General features: G+C 68.5%; 12 protein-coding genes and 1 pseudogene. 5 read left to right on the forward strand and 8 right to left on the reverse strand.

The annotated features are described in order from the left end of the window. Positions 1-76 precede the first annotated feature (76 nt). From ACIRU3_RS44915 to ACIRU3_RS44945, 7 genes and pseudogenes are all read right to left on the reverse strand, one after another. Positions 77-1,406: pseudogene (locus ACIRU3_RS44915) on the reverse strand (exonuclease domain-containing protein); the annotation flags it as partial. A 241-nt stretch (positions 1,407-1,647) separates the two neighbouring features. After that, positions 1,648-2,388, reverse strand: coding sequence for a vWA domain-containing protein (locus tag ACIRU3_RS44920; RefSeq protein WP_404069807.1), 741 nt, complete (start codon positions 2,386-2,388; stop codon positions 1,648-1,650). A gap of 226 nt (positions 2,389-2,614) precedes the next feature. Then, complete coding sequence (locus tag ACIRU3_RS44925; RefSeq protein ID WP_404069809.1) at positions 2,615-5,623, reverse strand: AAA family ATPase; 3,009 nt, start codon at positions 5,621-5,623, stop codon at positions 2,615-2,617. Position 5,624: 1 nt separating this feature from the next. Further along, positions 5,625-6,824 carry an exonuclease SbcCD subunit D gene (locus ACIRU3_RS44930; protein ID WP_404069811.1) on the reverse strand — a complete coding sequence of 400 codons (1,200 nt, stop codon included), beginning with the start codon at positions 6,822-6,824 and terminating at the stop codon, positions 5,625-5,627. Positions 6,825-7,175: 351 nt separating this feature from the next. Further along, complete coding sequence (locus tag ACIRU3_RS44935) at positions 7,176-7,511, reverse strand: hypothetical protein (protein ID WP_404069813.1); 336 nt, start codon at positions 7,509-7,511, stop codon at positions 7,176-7,178. Positions 7,512-7,596: 85 nt separating this feature from the next. Then, a complete protein-coding gene (locus tag ACIRU3_RS44940) occupies positions 7,597-8,628 on the reverse strand; it encodes a hypothetical protein (RefSeq protein ID WP_404069815.1) in 1,032 nt (343 codons plus the stop codon). Positions 8,629-8,743: 115 nt separating this feature from the next. Then, on the reverse strand, positions 8,744-9,100 hold the full coding sequence (locus tag ACIRU3_RS44945; RefSeq protein ID WP_404069817.1) for a nucleotide pyrophosphohydrolase: 357 nt from the start codon (positions 9,098-9,100) through the stop codon (positions 8,744-8,746). Between the two features lie 94 nt (positions 9,101-9,194). On the opposite strand from ACIRU3_RS44945, the gene ACIRU3_RS44950 reads away from it, so the two are divergent. Together ACIRU3_RS44950 and ACIRU3_RS44955 are read left to right on the forward strand one after the other, a co-directional pair. Continuing rightward, positions 9,195-11,066, forward strand: coding sequence for a DNA/RNA helicase domain-containing protein (locus tag ACIRU3_RS44950; RefSeq protein ID WP_404069819.1), 1,872 nt, complete (start codon positions 9,195-9,197; stop codon positions 11,064-11,066). A gap of 898 nt (positions 11,067-11,964) precedes the next feature. Further along, entirely contained in the window at positions 11,965-12,165 is a 201-nt protein-coding gene (locus ACIRU3_RS44955) for a hypothetical protein (RefSeq protein WP_404069821.1), read from the forward strand. A 268-nt stretch (positions 12,166-12,433) separates the two neighbouring features. Here the strand turns inward: ACIRU3_RS44955 and ACIRU3_RS44960 are convergent, their stop codons facing one another. Beyond that, positions 12,434-13,456, reverse strand: a complete 1,023-nt coding sequence (locus tag ACIRU3_RS44960) for an XRE family transcriptional regulator (protein WP_404069823.1) — start codon at positions 13,454-13,456, stop codon at positions 12,434-12,436. Positions 13,457-13,724: 268 nt separating this feature from the next. Between ACIRU3_RS44960 and ACIRU3_RS44965 the strand changes: the two genes are divergently transcribed. The 3 genes from ACIRU3_RS44965 (at position 13,725) to ACIRU3_RS44975 (ending at position 15,051) form a co-directional block, all read left to right on the forward strand. Then, positions 13,725-14,075, forward strand: coding sequence for a hypothetical protein (locus ACIRU3_RS44965; protein WP_404069825.1), 351 nt, complete (start codon positions 13,725-13,727; stop codon positions 14,073-14,075). Between the two features lie 160 nt (positions 14,076-14,235). Continuing rightward, positions 14,236-14,604, forward strand: coding sequence for a peptidoglycan-binding protein (locus ACIRU3_RS44970; RefSeq protein WP_404069827.1), 369 nt, complete (start codon positions 14,236-14,238; stop codon positions 14,602-14,604). A gap of 246 nt (positions 14,605-14,850) precedes the next feature. Next, complete coding sequence (locus tag ACIRU3_RS44975) at positions 14,851-15,051, forward strand: hypothetical protein (RefSeq protein ID WP_404069829.1); 201 nt, start codon at positions 14,851-14,853, stop codon at positions 15,049-15,051. Positions 15,052-15,412: the final 361 nt, after the last annotated feature.

A 15,412-nucleotide genomic window follows, 5' to 3' on the forward strand; every position in this document is an offset into this window, starting at 1 on the left:
CGCACGGGCGGTCTCGAAAGGAGACTTCGGTACTCCTGGACGACCCGCTCATCGACCTCGCCGACCAGGGCATCGACGCGAGGGCTCGCGCGCCGGTTCCCTGAGTGACGGTGATCTCAATGGCTCCGGCTTGGGCGAACGTGCCGGGTCCGTCGATGGCCGCGGCGATGACGATTGTGCGGACGGCGTCGGGAAGGGTGGTCAGGTTCACGCTGACGGCTTGTTCGCTGGGGCCGTCGGTGGTCAGGCGCACGGTCGCGTCGGGGGTTTCGGGTGCCCCTAGAAGACGAAGTCCTCGTCGCAGGAGACTTGTTCGTCCTCGTCGAGCGCGAAGGCGACCACGTCGATCTAGCAGCCAATCTGATAGCCCCAGGATGCAGTTGCCGTCCACGTTCCGGCGTAACCGTGTGCAGCCGGAAGGTCGAGGACGCCACCGCGGGGAAGAACCAGGGCGCCGGCCGGGTCGGCCTGCCCCTCCCCTGCGGCGCTGCCCGGTGGCGGCGTGAGCGTGGCGAGCCAGTCGGCGTCATGGACCGGCAGTCCGCGTGCCCTGATGTGGGGCATGCGGCGGTCCCCGGCACCGTCGGCCAGGAGGACCACATCCGTGACGCCAGCGGAAAGATTGACGGCGGCGGCTCCGCCCAGCTCCGCAATGCGGGTGCGCCGCGCCGACGCGTGGTCGTGAGGGCCGCCCAGCACCAGGATCCGCCGCCCGGACAGCGGTGCGGCGGAAGCCGGTCGGCTGGCGCGCCGCTGAGCAGGCAGCGGCGATGCCGGCGGTGCGGGGTTCGCGTGGCCGGTGCCGGGCTGCACGCCGGTGGGAGGGCACGCCACCAGCGGCAAAACAAGGCCCAGCTCCCCCGCTGCGGACAAGGAACCGCGCAGGATGCCAGCGAGCACCTGGGCTCGTCCAGCGCATCATGCGCCCGCTGCTGCGGCACTCCGTAGTGAGCGGCCAGCGAGGCCAGTTTCAGATCATCGGTGGGCGGCGCGACCCGTCGGTTCAGCGCGAGCGTGCACTTCCGCTGCGAGACCGGCAGCCAGGAACGGGCCCGGGCGAACTCGCGCGCGAGGAACTCGTAGTCGAACTGCGCGTTGTGGGCCACCATCACTCGACCGGCCAACAGCGTCCCGAGATGCTCGGCGACCTCCTCGAACACCGGCGCGCCACGCATCCGCTCCGCCGTGAGGCCGTGGATGTGGACCGGCCCAGGATCACAGCCCGGATCCAGCAGCGTGGAGAACTCCTCCACCAGCTTGCCCGCCGGATCCAGTGTCTGCACCGCCACCGAGAGCACCCGGTGCTCGTACGGCCTCAGGCCCGATGTCTCCACGTCCACGACCGCCCACCCGGTAGCCCCGGACACGGCGTTGAACACATCATCCGAACCCGGCACCCCATTCATGCCGGTCGGCATCCCCTGTCCCGCCTCACCGCTCAAATCCCCGGCCACGGCCTCATCTGCCAAGCCTCAGCCGGTGGCTTTCGCACCGGGGTTTTCCACGCCCCGGAGCGCAGAACATTCCACGGAACACGGCGGCCGCGCGGCGCGATCCGGGCTGAGCCCAAGGAGTGGATCGAGGGGACCTTCCACTGCCTTGCGCGTTGGGGCGAGTAGTTCCCCCGGTCCGGTTCGGTTCAAGCGCTTACAGCAGGACCTGAGCGGTGCGGGCCGACGAAAGCCAGCTGGGGAACTCCCGCAGAAGCCGGTCGTAGAGAAGATCTTCGCGTACGGTGCGCGGATCGCGGCCGGCGTGGAAGAAGCCTGCGTTGTCGACGACGCGATGTCTGGGGACGGCCAGGTCGTCGAGACGGCGGAGAAAGGCGAATTCGTTGTCATCGGGGTCGCCGAACCCGATGAACTGCCAGAACAGCGGCAGGCGGGCAGCTTTGCACAGGTACCGTTCGGCGGCGAACTTGCTGGTGGGCCCGCCGTCGGTCTGGAAGATCACCAAGGCTGGGGCGTCACTGCCGGAAGCCAGGTAGTGGTCGATGACGTCGTCCATGGCCCAGTGGTAGTTCGTCCGCCCCATGTGACCGAGGTTTTCGTGCAGCTTGTTGATACGGCCGCGATGGCCTCCGAGTTTGAGATCGGTGGATCCGTCGACGTCGGTGGAGAAGAACACCACCGGCACCGTGCCGTCGTCATCGAGGTGAGCGGACAAGGAGAGGACCTGCTCGCCGAGATGCTGCATGGTGCCGTCCTTGTAGTAGGGCCGCATCGAGCCGGAGCGGTCCAGCACGAGATACACGGCAGCGCGCACCCCCTCGAGACCGTGCGTGCGCACGCTGGACCCAGCCGCCTTGTAGAGGCTCACCAGATCAGGGGCCTGCGCCTGCATCTTGGACAGACTGATCGCCGGGGCCTCGTTCTGGACCCTGCCCATGGTCACCACTCCTGTATCGCGTAACACCCTCATCCTCTCGGTCGCGGCGCTACCGCGAGGAAGAGTTCTCCAACGGGCCCTTGATCAGTGCGCCTCGGGGTGACGGCCCGGCCCAGAAGGGGTGGCCGTCAGCGGTGGCGGACGGCCGCGTCTCCTTCCTGCTCGCTCTGGCGCCCCCGGCTCCCGCTCGCAGGTGCTGCCGCCGCCGGTCCGACGTCTTTCACGGCTATTCGGCTGCTGCTGTCAGGTGGGCGAAGGTCGATCCGGTGGGGTCTTTGCGGACGTGGAGGCGGTGGGTGATGCGGCGGCGCAGTTCGGGGACGTGGCTGATGACTCCGACGGTGCGGTCGTGAGCGCGCAGGGAGTCCAGGACGTCGAGAACCTTGTGGAGGGTGTCTTCGTCGAGGGTGCCGAAACCTTCGTCGATGAAGAGCGTGTCCAGGGGGTTGCCGCCTGCTTCGTGGGTGACGACGTCGGCGAGCCCAAGAGCCAGGGACAGGGAGGCGAAGAAGGATTCGCCTCCGGAGAGGGTGTCGGTCCTGCGGGGGCGGCCGGTCCAGGAGTCGGTGATCTCGAGACCCAGGCCGGAGCGGGCGCCGCGGGCCGCTTGATGGTCGGAGTGGGAAAGGGTGTAGCGGCCCTCGGACATGAGGTGCAGGCGGGCGTTGGCGGCGGTGACGACTTCTTCCAGGCGGGCAGCCAGGACGTAGGACTCCAGCTGCATGCGCACCCGGGCGCTGGGTGAGTTGCCGGTGACGAGTTCGGCCAGGTGACGGGCGGTGAGGTGGGCCTGCTCGAGCGGTTCCAGGTGTTGGACGGCGGCATCGAGGTCGGTGGCAAGGACGGTGAGGTCCTGGCTACGGGTGTGAGCGGCACTGGCGGCGGCGGCCGCCTCGGCGTGCCGGTCGTCCGCGGCAGCCCTTGCAGCCGTGGCTGCGTCGAGGGCGGCGGAGGGCTGCGCGGCGGCTTGCTGCAGTGCCGGATTGTCAAGGACAGCGGTGTGCGCTGCGCAAGCCTCGCGCCACTGGGTGATCTCTTCTTCGATGGCGCGCAGGTCTTCATCACTGAGCAGGGCCTGCTGGGCGAGTGTCAGGCTGTCGAAGCCCTGGCCCGTGACGGCGAGGATGGCCTGTTCAGTGCGCTGCGTGAGGGTCTGCACGGCGGCGGTGAGGCTGCGGGAGGCCTCGGCGGCTTGTTTGAGGCGGTCGGCGGTGTGGGTGAGGTCGTCGGCATGGGCGGCGACGGTGGGATGGGGACCGCGGGCCGCGGTGAGCTTGGCCGTCAGCTCGGTGAGCTGCTGGGTGAGGGTGTCGTAGTGAGCGTTGCGGGCGGACAGGCCGGCCGTGGCGGTGCTGTGCTGCTGGGTCTGGACTGTGTGCTCGCCGTCGAGCGCGAGAAGTTCGTCTTGGACGACGCCCTGGTCGGCTGCACGGTCCAGGGCGTCGGTCAACTCGGCCGTGAGCGTGGTGTGCTGGGCCTTGAGGTCGACCAGCGGGGTGTCACCGGCTTCCCCGGTGGCGGTGGCAGCTTGTTCGCGCAGGCCGTGCAGTACGGCTGCGGCGGTTTCCTGTGCGGTCTTGGCCTGCTCATGGAGAGCTTCAGCGTCCCGTTCGTCCTGGCGTGTGGGCTGCCCGTCCTGGGGGGCGGCGGGCGCCGGGTGGGTGCAGGATCCGCAGACCGGGCAGGGGATGTTGTCGGTGAGGGTGGCGGCGAGTTCGGCGGCCATGCCGTCGGTGCGCCGGCGGCGGATGGTGAGGTAGGCCTGGCCGGTCTGGCCGGCGATGGTGTGTGCATCGGTCAGCTGCTGTTCAGCCTCGGCGACCTTGGCCAGATGGGTGTCGCGGCGGCCGGCGGCTTCGAGGCGGGTCTGCAGGCTGTCCAGGGCGCTCTGGTGGCGGCGGCCTTCCTCTTCGGCCTTGCGAGCTACCTCCCGCCGGGTTTCCAGAGCGCGGCGGCGGGTGGGTTCTGCTTCGAGCCAGTCCTGGGCGGCGCGTTGCCGGGAGGCGAAGTCCTGCCGTTCGGCGTCGGTGCGCTCCAGCTCGCTGGTCAGCCGATGGACGGTGTCTTCTTCGGGGACCAGGGCGCTCAGGGCGCCGGCTTCGGCGTGAAGGCGCTGCTCGGCGGTTTCCAGCCGGCCGGCGTCCAGGCCCTTGTGTTCGGGCAGCAGGTGCTCGCGGGCGGCGTGTTCAGCAGTCTGGGCACGGGTGTGGTCGTCTGCGGCAGTGTCCGCGGCGTGCAGCAACGGTGCTGCCTGCTGGGCGCGGCGGGCCTGGTCTCGGCGCTGAACCAGTACGTCCTGGTGCGGGGTCTGTTCGTGGAGCAGGTCGAGCTGCTGCCGGGCGCTGGTGTAGGTGGCTTGCTGCTGGTGGAGTTCGCGGACCGCGGCTTCGAGGCTCTGCTGTGCGACCAGGTTCTCCTTGGCCGTTGTGGCTGCTTGGAGCGTCTGGGCGTGGTCGCTGTGGCCTGCGCGCAGGAGATCCTGGGCCCAGGCGCGGGCGGGCTCGGTGAGGGTGTGCGGGTCGTCGGGCGTGGGCGCGGTGTGCTGGGTTGTCAGGTCGGCTCCGGCGGCCTGGTGGATGCGTTCGGCCAGGCGCAACACGTCGGCGCGGGCGGCGTCGCGGTTCTTCTCGGTCGTGCGGCTGTGGTCGTTCAGCCAGCGCTCGATGAAGGAGAAGCGGCCGGTGCGGAAGAGTTTCCCGAGGAGTTCCCTGCGGCCGTGGGCGTCGGCGTGGAGGAACTTGGTGAAGTCGTTCTGCGGCAGCAGGACGACCTGGCAGAACTGGTCTCGGCTCATGCCCAGCAGGTCGGTGACCTCGAGGGCGGCCTCCTGGTGGGACTTGCTGGACGGTTCCCAGTGGCCCTTGCCGTCGGCGTCGACGGCCCATTCGCTGAGGCGGGTCTCTGCCTTCTGGGAGGTCTCTCCTTCACCGGATCGCTTGGGGCGCATCTGGGCGGGGATCCGGTGAATGCGCAGGCGACGGCCTGCGAGGGTGACCTCGAGGGTGACGTCGGTCAGGAGGCCGGCGGGAGCGTGGTGGCTGCGCAGCAGCAGGTCGCGGTCGCCCGGTGGTCTGCCGTAGAGGGCGAAGCAGATGGCGGCGAAGACGGTGCTCTTGCCGGCTCCGGTGTCGCCGTGCAGGAGGAAGAGGCCGTCGGCGGACAGGGAGTCGAAGTCGATGGTGTGGGTGCCGGCGAAGGGTCCGAAGGCCTGCAGGGTCAGGTTGTGCAGGCGCATGTCAGACGGTTTCCTTCTGCTGCTCGTTCAGGCGGGATGCTTCGACGGCCTGCTGGAGCAGGTGGTGCTCGTCCGGGGTGGGGTCGGTGCCGCGCATGCTGGTGATGAAGTCGCCGGCGATGTCGAGGTCGCCGCGGCCGCGGATGCGTTCGCTGTAGGTGGGAGTGTTCGTGGCCTGGGCGGGGATGAGGGCGGGCCGGTGCTTGAGGCTGGCGGTGTGGGGGAAGCGGCGTCGCAGGCGTGCCATGGCCTCGAAAGGCAGGGCAGTGTCGGTGAGGGTGACCTCGAGCCAGGCGTCCTTCAGCGGTTCGTGGTCGGGGTTGGTCAGGAGGTCTTCCATGAAGCCGGTCACGCGTTCCAGGCGCAGGGGCACGGGGCAGGACCGGTGGGTGAGGGCGGGAACGGCATCGGGGGCGAGGTTGACCAGGGTGATCGACTTGGTGTGGCGGGCCTCGGAGAAGGAGTAGGCCAGCGGGGAGCCGCTGTAGTGGATGCGGTCGGTGACGCGCTGGGGGCCGTGGAGGTGACCCAGGGCCACGTAGTCGATCCCCGCGAAGACGTCGGCGCCTACGTGGGCGACACCGCCCACGGCGATTTCGCGTTCGCTGTCGGCTTCCTCGCTCCTATCGCGTTCCTCGGGCTGCCCGGTGCCGGAGGTGACGAAGGCGTGCGCGAGGACCACGGACCGGGTGCCGGCCAGCTGGTTGTTGGTGAGGTCGGCGTGGATACGGTCCAGGGCCGCGGTCAGTACCGCGCGATGGGAGACGGCTTCGGCCTCCAGGCGGTCGCGGACCATCGACGGCTCGAGGTAGGGGATGCCGTACACGGCGACCGGGCCGTCGGCGTCTTCGAGGAGGACCGGGACGTCGCAGGTGCCGGGGTCGGTCCTCAAGTGGATGCCGGCACGGGCGAGAAGGCCGGACCCGACGCCGAGGCGGTGCGCGGAGTCGTGGTTCCCACTGATCATGATGATCGGCACGTCGAGGTCGGCAAGCTGGTGCAGAGCACGGTTGAACAGGCGCACGGCATCCAGGCTGGGAACGGCCCGGTCGTAGATGTCTCCTGCGACGAGGATCGCGTCGACGTCCTCGGTCCGTGCGGTGTCGACCAGGTGGTCGAGGAAGGCATGCTGGGCGGGGATCAGATCTTCTGTGTGGAACCGGCGGCCCAGGTGCCAGTCCGAAGTGTGCAGAAACCGCATGACCACAGACCGTAACCATAGAGACGGTAGCTGCGGGCGGTTTTCCTGATAAACGCGATCATTGCCAGGAATCTGAAAGCCCGCATCCCTGCCGTTGGACGGCAGGGGTGTCCGCCGCCTGATCGGAGACTTCCGCCAGGACCTCTTCAGCATGGCGCCGTCCACGACGTACGGAACTGCGCGGGCCGAATGGGAGATGCGTGGAGTCGAGCGTGATCAGCGTGCTCGACCTGCTGGAGTGCCGCTACAGAGAACTTCCGGCCGGTGGAACTGTGGTTGCTGGCGGACAGGCGCTGCGACTGCAGGATCCCCTCCTCGAGCTCAGTCGGGTGCTTGGGACGGTCATTCCAGTCAGCCTTGCGGAGGATTCCACAAGAAGTGGGATGGGCTGTGCTTCGTCATGGCCTTGCACAGAGCTTTGACCATCACCTGCGGGTTCGCTGCCGAAGCGGCTCTGTATTCGGTGACCTCCAGCGCGAAGACGAACAGGTCCCGCGCGTGCAGGGCCCCGATGCTGTCGCCCGCCGCCGCGGTGAACAGTGCATCGAACGAGGTTGCGTCGCTGGACGACCAGGCCGACATCAGGCGCAGGGTGAGGGCGCGATCGGGCGGCACCCGCTCGTCCAGGCTTTCCGTCTCGCCGCTCTCCGCAGGCTTTCCGGTGGCGAACTCGCTGCCGGTGACCATGGTGCCTCCCCCGGAACGCCGCCCCTGTGTCCATGATCTCAGGCCCGCGCCGGACGACAGACGGCCGCCTGACGCGATGTGCTGGTCAGTCGTCCCGGCCCTGCCGCCACAGTGGCGCCATGACAGCACGGGCCTGCTCGGGTGCGGGCGCGCGGTCGAATGCCCCCGGTTCAATGCGGTAGACGCAGTCGATCCCGTAGCGGTGCAGAAGCGCCAGATCATGATCGGCGGGGCGGGCCGGAAGGAGCGCGGTCAGTCGGGCCGCAGGTTCGGGGGTGTGCGGGGCGTAGTCCAACAGCTGCGCGAGCGCCTCCCGTACGAACCTGCGGGTGCTGCCGCGCTTGGCCTCGACGACCTCGCTGCCGTGCGGCAGGGCCAGGTGCAGGTCGGTGATCCCCGCGGGGGTGCGCAACCGCTTGGGCTGGGTGATGCCGAGGCTGTCCGTGTACTCCTGCAGCAGGAAGGCTTCGGTGCGGTGGACGACCAGTTCGTGCTCCTTGAGCGCGTAACGCGTCGTCGGGGTGTGCACCGCTTCGCCGTCGACGATGTCCGTGTGGGTGCGCAGCGCGCGCACGGCCGGTTCTTGCAGGTTCCTTTCGTGTGCGGCGTCTTGCTGGGCCTCGATGCACAGGCCGTCCAGGATCGTCGCGGCCTTCTCGTCGTCCAGGATCCGCAGCCCCATGAAGTTGTCGCCTGTGTTGAATCCCGGCAGGGCCCAGATCTCCTGGTAGGGGATTTCCACGGGGACGAAGGACAGAAGGCTGTAGACGTTGTGCCAGCTGCCGCTGTCCTCGTCGGCGCTCCACATGCTGTCCGCGAACGCTGCGTTGCGGAACAGCGCGCCGATCTCGCCGATGCCACGGACGTGGTTCTGTCCGGTGAACAGGACAATGTCGCCTGGCTGCAGGCGTTCCATCTTCCGGTCCTGCCGGCTCGTCGCTCCCCAAAAGTGCGCGGATCCACCCGGGTGGAACTCGTCCAACTGCTTGCGCTCGGCAGGCTGCAGAAGCCTTGTGCGCGGATGGGTGGTGAAGTCGACGAGGGTGTCGAGGGTGTCCCTCCAGTGACGGCGAGCGGCAGGATTGCCGTAGGACGGTTGGATGACGACAAGCGACACGAAACCCCCAGGAGTCGAACACGAGCTTCAAGGATGACAGCCACCGCTGACAACAGGCCGTGCCCTTCCGTCTGGTCGAGTTTTCGTACCGGTGGCGTGGGCGGCTGGGTTCTTCTCAGGCTTTCAGGCTCGTGTACTTGGTTGCGCGTCCCTGAGCGAGGTCGACCGGGTAGCGCTGCCGGTTCAGCTCGATCTTCTCGGCCAGGGCTTGTTCGAGGTCCACGCCGGTGACGTCTGCCAGGCGCAGCAGGTACGCCAGGACGTCGGCCATCTCGTGACGCACGGCTTGGGCCCGGTCGTTCTCGTCCATGACGGATCGTGACTGCGCGGGGGTGAGCCACTGGAAGATCTCTGCCAGTTCACCGGCCTCGCCGAGCAGTGCCATCACCAGGTTCTTGGGGGTGTGGAACTGCTCCCAGTCACGCTCGCGTGCAAACTGCGCCAGGCTCTGCTGCAGATCGTGGATCGTCATGGCCTTATCCCTATCAGACGGGTGCCACGGCGAAACGGCTCGCGGCGCCAACGCGGTTTGTGGCGCTGTCAGTTGCTGCTGCTATAGATCGTGCATGCATGTCTTCGAGGGGACCGTTCGCGATGCCCTGCTGCAGTCGAACGGGCCGGGATTCGTGACCGAATGCGCCCGCCGTCATGCCGCCCGCCACGGCCGAGCTCCGGGCGCCGGCGAGCTCAGGAGTTGGGCGGCAAGCTGGCCGGTGCTCCTGAGGGCGCTCGATGCGGCCCGGCTGCATGACTTGCGCCTGCTGCTGGAATTCGAGCTGCCGGGCTCCAGCCAGCGCATCGATGCCCTGCTGCTGGGGCGGCGTGCGGACCGGCTCGTGGCCGTCGTGGTCGAACTCAAGCAGTGGACCTCCGCCGCTCCCCACCCGGGAGGACCGGGGATGCTCATGATCGGCGACCGTGAGGTCCTGCATCCCGCCCGCCAGGTCGCAGGCTATGCGGCCTACCTCCAGGATTGGCTACCCGACCAGCTGGGTCTCGAGGTGCGCGGTGTGGCGCTGCTGCACAACGCGTCGGCTGCACTGACCGGCCGCCTGCGTGCAGTTGTGGCCGGCGGGCCCAGCGCCGCCTACCCTCTCCTGGGAGCCGATGACCTCCTTGCTGACGCCGCCGGTGTGCTGGCCGACCGTCTGCAGTGCGCGGACCTGCGCCCCCCCGAAGAGGAAATGGTCAGCGGCTTCCTCACGGCACGGCACCGCCCCTCTGCCCGCCTGCTGGCCCGGGTTGCGGACACCATCCACGGCCACCACGGTTTCCGGCTCATCGGGGAGCAGGACCGGGCTCGCCAGGCCGTCCACAGCGCTCTTGCTGCCGTCGAGAGGGCACAGCCGGGGCACATCGTGGTTGTCACCGGAGGTCCGGGCACGGGCAAGACGGCCATTGCCGCCCGTGTTCTCGGTGACCTGGCTCTGCGGGAGGGAGCAAATCCGCGGCTCCTGTCCCCCTCCGGCACCCTCACCCAACAGCTCGCCCGTGCCGTCGGCTCCTCCGCCAAGGGTCTGATCAGTACCCTGACCACCACACTGCCTGCCGGCCTGGACAAGAACAGAAGCGTTGTCCTGCTGGACGAGGCCCACCGGGCGCGCACCGACCCGCTGCAGCGCACCAGCGAGTTCCCCAACCTGTTCACACGCCTCGTCCGCAGTTGCGCCGCGCTGGTTCTCTTCCTCGACGAGCGCCAGGTCGTCCGCCCGAACGAAGGCACCACGTTGGACGAACTGCGCCGCCTGGCCCACGCCCACGACTACAGTTTCGCCCATGTCGATCTGACCGCGCAGTTCCGGTGCGGCGGCTCGCGAACCTACCTCGACTGGATCGATGCCCTCTTCGCGAAAGAGGGCCAAACACCGCTGTGGCAGGGTGACTACGACCTGGCTCTGGCCGGCAATCCCGCCGAACTCGAAGCCTGGGTCCACCGTCACCACCGCCAGGGCCACAGCGCCCGTATCACGGCCGGCTTCTGCTGGTCCTGGGACTCACCGCCCGCACCGCCGCTCCTGCCGGAAGTATCCATCGACTGGAGCGACGGCACCGCGGAGCACCGGTGGCAGCGCCCCTGGAACGCACGCGCAGACGCTCTCCTCGCCGGCACCGACACCCCGGGCCGTGCCTTCTGGGCCACCGATCCCGGGGGCCATCAGCAGATCGGCTGCGTCTACACCGCCCAGGGCATGGAATACGACTACAACGCTGTCATCCTCGGCGAGGACATCACCTGGACCGCCGACGGCTGGCAGGCCAGACCGGACAGGAGCCGTGATCACGCCCTGCGCGGCCTCACACCACACCAGTACCTGACCTACGCACTGAACACCTACCGGGTCCTCACCACACGAGGCACGCACGGCACCCGCCTCTACTCCACCGACCCCGACACCCAGCAGCACCTGCACAACCTGCTCCCCGCCCGCCCCGCCTGACCACCGAACCCGCGCCACGGCAGACCACCGCACGCACCGGAGCCCGTCCCCGAGGGCCCCCGCTGCCCGCCCAACCGCCGGACGCACTGCTCCTCCTACGGCCGCGAGCTGCCGGCCGTCGGCCCGGTCGCGACATGCGTGGCTCCCCGGAGGCAGACGGATCGCATGTATGTCGGCCACCGCATCCGGGAGTACCGCCTCCCGCCGGGCGGCCCGGGCGCGGTGGCCCTGCCGACGCGTAACACGGCACGTGCGCTCCCAGTCCCCTGGCGCCCGTGCCGCCCGTGCCGCCCGTTCCTCCGGCCCCTCCTCCTTCACTCCAGCCAGGAACACCGGCGAAAGCGGCCGCACAGGGGATGTCAGAACCCCGACCACGCCGTGCGCGCGTGGTGACCTGCGCAGGCTTCAGGGCGGCGTCCGGGTGAGGGCAACAGACCTCGCAGGAGCTGGTGCAGGAGTAGACGCAACAGCCGGTGCAGCTTCAGAGCCAACCGGTCAGCCCGCCGGCCCAGGCTGGCGCGTCCATGCGGGTTGCACCTACAGCGCGGACGAGCCGAATCGGGGCTGTCTCCGTTGTCCAGGGCACAATCCGTGACCACGGTACGAAAGGCCGCACGATGCACCGCAACACGCTCTTCCTCGCCCTCGGCGCTCTTCTCACTGCCGCCGCAGCAGGATTCCTCGCGACCACCGCCGTCCGCAGCCGCTACGCATCCCATTGACGGTGACTGCACCCACGCCAACCAGAATTTCCGATCGATCACATATACGCATCGAGCTTTCATAACCTGTGGACTGCGCGCTTTGGCAGTTGCCCATAAGTTATGCAAAATCACAGTCCGATGCCGACCGATCCGACCACCACATCCCCGCATACCAACCCGGCGTTGGCCTCCACATGCATGACGAAGCCCGCTCGACCGGCACCGCACACCTCCTGGGCGCCTACTGGCTGGACAGCGCCTACTGGCATGCCCAACAGCCCTGCTGCTGCTTCGCTCCACCCCCGCAACGACGCCTCCCCGGCACCCACATCGCCCTGACAGTGGCCGCCTGCGCCCTCATCCTCACCGCATTCGCCCTCACCGCCAGCGCGTGATCCACGGCCGCAGAACGGCCACCGGCGCTTGCCGTCTTTCGCGTCCCAGGTGTCAAGGCCTTGCTCAGAGGCGGCGCGTACCAGCCCGTCCTCGGTGACGGCCCAGTCCTCGTAGCCTGGTTGGCGCTCGTCGTTCGAGGGCGGCGGTCTGTGCAGGACCGGCGGGGCTCGGTGATCCTTCCCCGATGGAGACTGGGCGTGCACAGGTTCAGAGGCGCTACGACTTCCGCGTCGAGCCCTTCACTTCTTCGCCGTCAAAGAAGCTTCGTCATGCGGGCGGTATCAGAGTGATGAGGAATTCCTGGTCGCGGGCGCCCGAGCAGCGGCCTTCGACGATTTCGGCGCCTGCGACGGTGTCCTGGTCGCGGACGGAGAGGCATTGGCCGGTGGCGGCGGGGCGGAGACGGAAGTGTGCTGAGGCCGGCGGGCCGATGAGTTCGATCCGGAACTGTTGCGCGGGGTTGTCCTCGGCACAGTCGTCCCTGGGTTCGATCAGGGCGCGGCCGGGACCGTCACGTAAGAGGGTCAGGCAGCCGATGCCGTACTTCGGATGGTGCCACTGGATCTGGACCAGGTTGTCACCGACGGGTTCGATGTAGGTGTGGGGCGGGACGGCTTGTGCGCAGGGGGACTGGGCCGCGATGGCAGTGGCGTAGCGGTGGGTCCGGTCTCGTCCTTCGGTGACACATAGCCGTGGGGTGCGGGCCGGGTGGACCTGCGCCCAGCTGCCGACGGCCAGGATGGCCAGGCCCCGCACGGGGTGAGTGGCGCTTGTCGTGCGGTGCGGGTCGGACAGGGGCGACAGCAGTGTCTGTACACCCAGGGCCACCCCGGCGCCGATCGCTGCGGCCGCGATCAAGCGCATGTGGCGGTATCGGTGTCCAAACCGCGGCTCACGGCCGGCTTCGTCCGTGTCCGGTGTCGTCTGCTCCTCGGTGCCGGGCGGGACGGGATCGGTACGGGGACCGGGGGGCTGCTGGGCCACGGCCAGGCGTCGGCGAGCGTCGAGCCACTGCTGGGCCTCGGCCTCACCTAGTCCGCACGCGCGGGTGAACGCGGCGACGAACGGCTCGCGGGGCAGCGTGGCGCGCCCCAGAGCGGTCGCGATCGTGCTGGAGGCCAGCATGTCCCCGCGTGCTGCGGCTTTTCCTTCCAGTTGCCGGTAGGACAGCCCGGAACAGATCCGCAGGGCACGCAACGCCGCGGTGAACTCCTCGGCGGTGCGGGCCTGGTCGGGCTGCAGTGCCCCTGGTGGCGGCTGGGCGCCGTTGCTGTCTGCCCCGTGTTCCACATTTCCACCGTAACGGGGGGTCACAGCTGGCGACCCTGCCGAATTCGTCAACCAGGTGCGTTGTCCGGCCATGTTCGGGATCTGCTGTCCGGCAGTGTTCGGGGGCTGGTCGGGACTGTTCCGAACGTACACGAACGCCTGAGCAGCTTGTGCGCGCTCGCCGTCATGGGGAGGCTCGAGGCCGTTGCCATCGGCATGGATGCCGCACCTGGAGATGAGTCAGACCAAGACGCCCCTGTCGCCAAAAAGATGGAAGGAGCCGCAGCTGATGAAAGCTGTCATGAAGTCGGCAGGAATGCTGGGCGGACTGGTGACCGTAGGAATGCTTGCCCTTGCGCCGCCGTCGTCGGCGGCGTCCGCCGCGAGCGACGACGTCTTCTACACCACCCGGTCGACCAAGCAGTACACCTGCGCCAAGACGACCTGCCAAGTGAAGAGGAACCTCTTCAAGGGGCAGCCGCTGTCGATCGACTGCTACTACGTCGGTCAGCCCGTCTCGGGCAACTCCATCTGGTACTCCACCACGACGTGGGAGGGCGAGTACTGGGTCGACGGATACACCCCGGGCCAGCACATCAACACCGGCGCCGATCCGCGTCCCGGTATCTCCCGCTGCTGAGCAGCTCCGCACCGGCGAACAGTGACGGCCGGTTGCGTCCCCGCCACTGCGGTGGAGGGGACCCTCCCGCCGTGCCGAGTGCACCCCATGAGACATCAGCGGCGACGTCCCAGGCACCGAAAGCCATTGCCCTCACCCTGCTGCGAAAAGGAGAAACTTCATGTCTATGACACTCACTGGGCGAGCCGGGCTCGTCGTCTCGGCGCTCGTACTCGGCGCGGCAACCGTCGCTGCCGGGCCGGCGATCGCCTCACCCGCCTCCGTATCGGCTGGGCCGGCCTCGGAGAGCGCCTGCCCCTACGACCTGGCCCATCCGACTCTCTACCCCGGCGACACCGGCAAGGCCGTCACCCACGCACAGTGCCTGCTGAACATTTACGGCCGGCACCTCGCCGAGGACGGCATCTTCGGCTCCGGCACGAAAGCCGCCGTCATATGGGCGCAGGGACGATGCCACATCCCCCAGGACGGCATCGTCGGCCCGAAGACGTGGAACTGCCTGCACCCGGACGTGAGCCCCAACCCCTGACCTGATCCGCCGAGGAGACCCTCGTCCGCCGCCGGTGACGGTCCTGCCCCGGGCCGCCACCGGCGGCGTACACGTCTGATATCCGCCAGGTCCCGACGCCGACGTGCCATCGCGTCGCCCGACCCGGCTTCTCCGCCGTCCATGCTCTCCTCGACCACAGCAACGCGGACGTACGCGACGCGGCCCTGATCGCCGCCATTCCCCTCGCAGAGCACCCCCGTCCTCACCACACACCGGTGCGAACTGGTGGACCACGCCCGCCGCTTGCTGGCCACAAGTACTCACCGCCACAACCGAGACCGCGTCCTGGATGTACTGCAGGCATGGGGTCACGACACCAGCGACCTGGAGAACACGGACGACATCGCAGCCCGCGAACGTCACGCCCAACTCGTGGCCGAACGCGCCTCCTGGGCAGGCGGCCACACCGAAGACCCGCCGTTCTGACACAGGACCCCGCAGTGCCTCCCAAGCATCGGCTGATCACCCAGCGTGGGCACGCCACAAGAGTTGGCTCTGTCGCTGATTTGGGGGTAGTTGGGCGGCTATCAGGCGTGATGGGTGGGGTTCAGGTTGCGGACCTTCTATTGCCTGGTGTCGGGGTGAAGGTCGACCAGCTGGTGCTGACGGATGCGGAGGCCCGACTCGCCGTGCGATCACGGGCCGCATCGGCGGCCTGTTCTGGATGCGGGCAGAGATCTTCGAGAGTGCAGTAAGAACCCCTAACGAAATGATCTTCGAGGTGGTTGGATCACTCCGAGCTCGATGATTTGGGGGTGCGGGGTGGCTCGGCCGAAGCCGTGGGAAG

The organism is Streptomyces sp. NPDC101151 (genome assembly GCF_044768335.1).
Lineage (GTDB): Bacteria > Actinomycetota > Actinomycetes > Streptomycetales > Streptomycetaceae > Streptomyces.

Bases quoted from the DNA above. Each gene is read 5' to 3' on its own strand.
- ACIRU3_RS44920 (WP_404069807.1), bottom strand. From the start codon at position 2,388: ATGGGCAGGGTCCAGAACGAGGCCCCGGCGATCAGTCTGTCCAAGATG.
- ACIRU3_RS44925 (WP_404069809.1), bottom strand. From the start codon at position 5,623: ATGCGCCTGCACAACCTGACCCTGCAGGCCTTCGGACCCTTCGCCGGC.
- ACIRU3_RS44930 (WP_404069811.1), bottom strand. From the start codon at position 6,824: ATGCGGTTTCTGCACACTTCGGACTGGCACCTGGGCCGCCGGTTCCAC.
- ACIRU3_RS44935 (WP_404069813.1), bottom strand. From the start codon at position 7,511: ATGGTCACCGGCAGCGAGTTCGCCACCGGAAAGCCTGCGGAGAGCGGC.
- ACIRU3_RS44945 (WP_404069817.1), bottom strand. From the start codon at position 9,100: ATGACGATCCACGATCTGCAGCAGAGCCTGGCGCAGTTTGCACGCGAG.
- ACIRU3_RS44950 (WP_404069819.1), top strand. From the start codon at position 9,195: ATGCATGTCTTCGAGGGGACCGTTCGCGATGCCCTGCTGCAGTCGAAC.
- ACIRU3_RS44955 (WP_404069821.1), top strand. From the start codon at position 11,965: ATGCATGACGAAGCCCGCTCGACCGGCACCGCACACCTCCTGGGCGCC.
- ACIRU3_RS44965 (WP_404069825.1), top strand. From the start codon at position 13,725: ATGAAAGCTGTCATGAAGTCGGCAGGAATGCTGGGCGGACTGGTGACC.
- ACIRU3_RS44970 (WP_404069827.1), top strand. From the start codon at position 14,236: ATGTCTATGACACTCACTGGGCGAGCCGGGCTCGTCGTCTCGGCGCTC.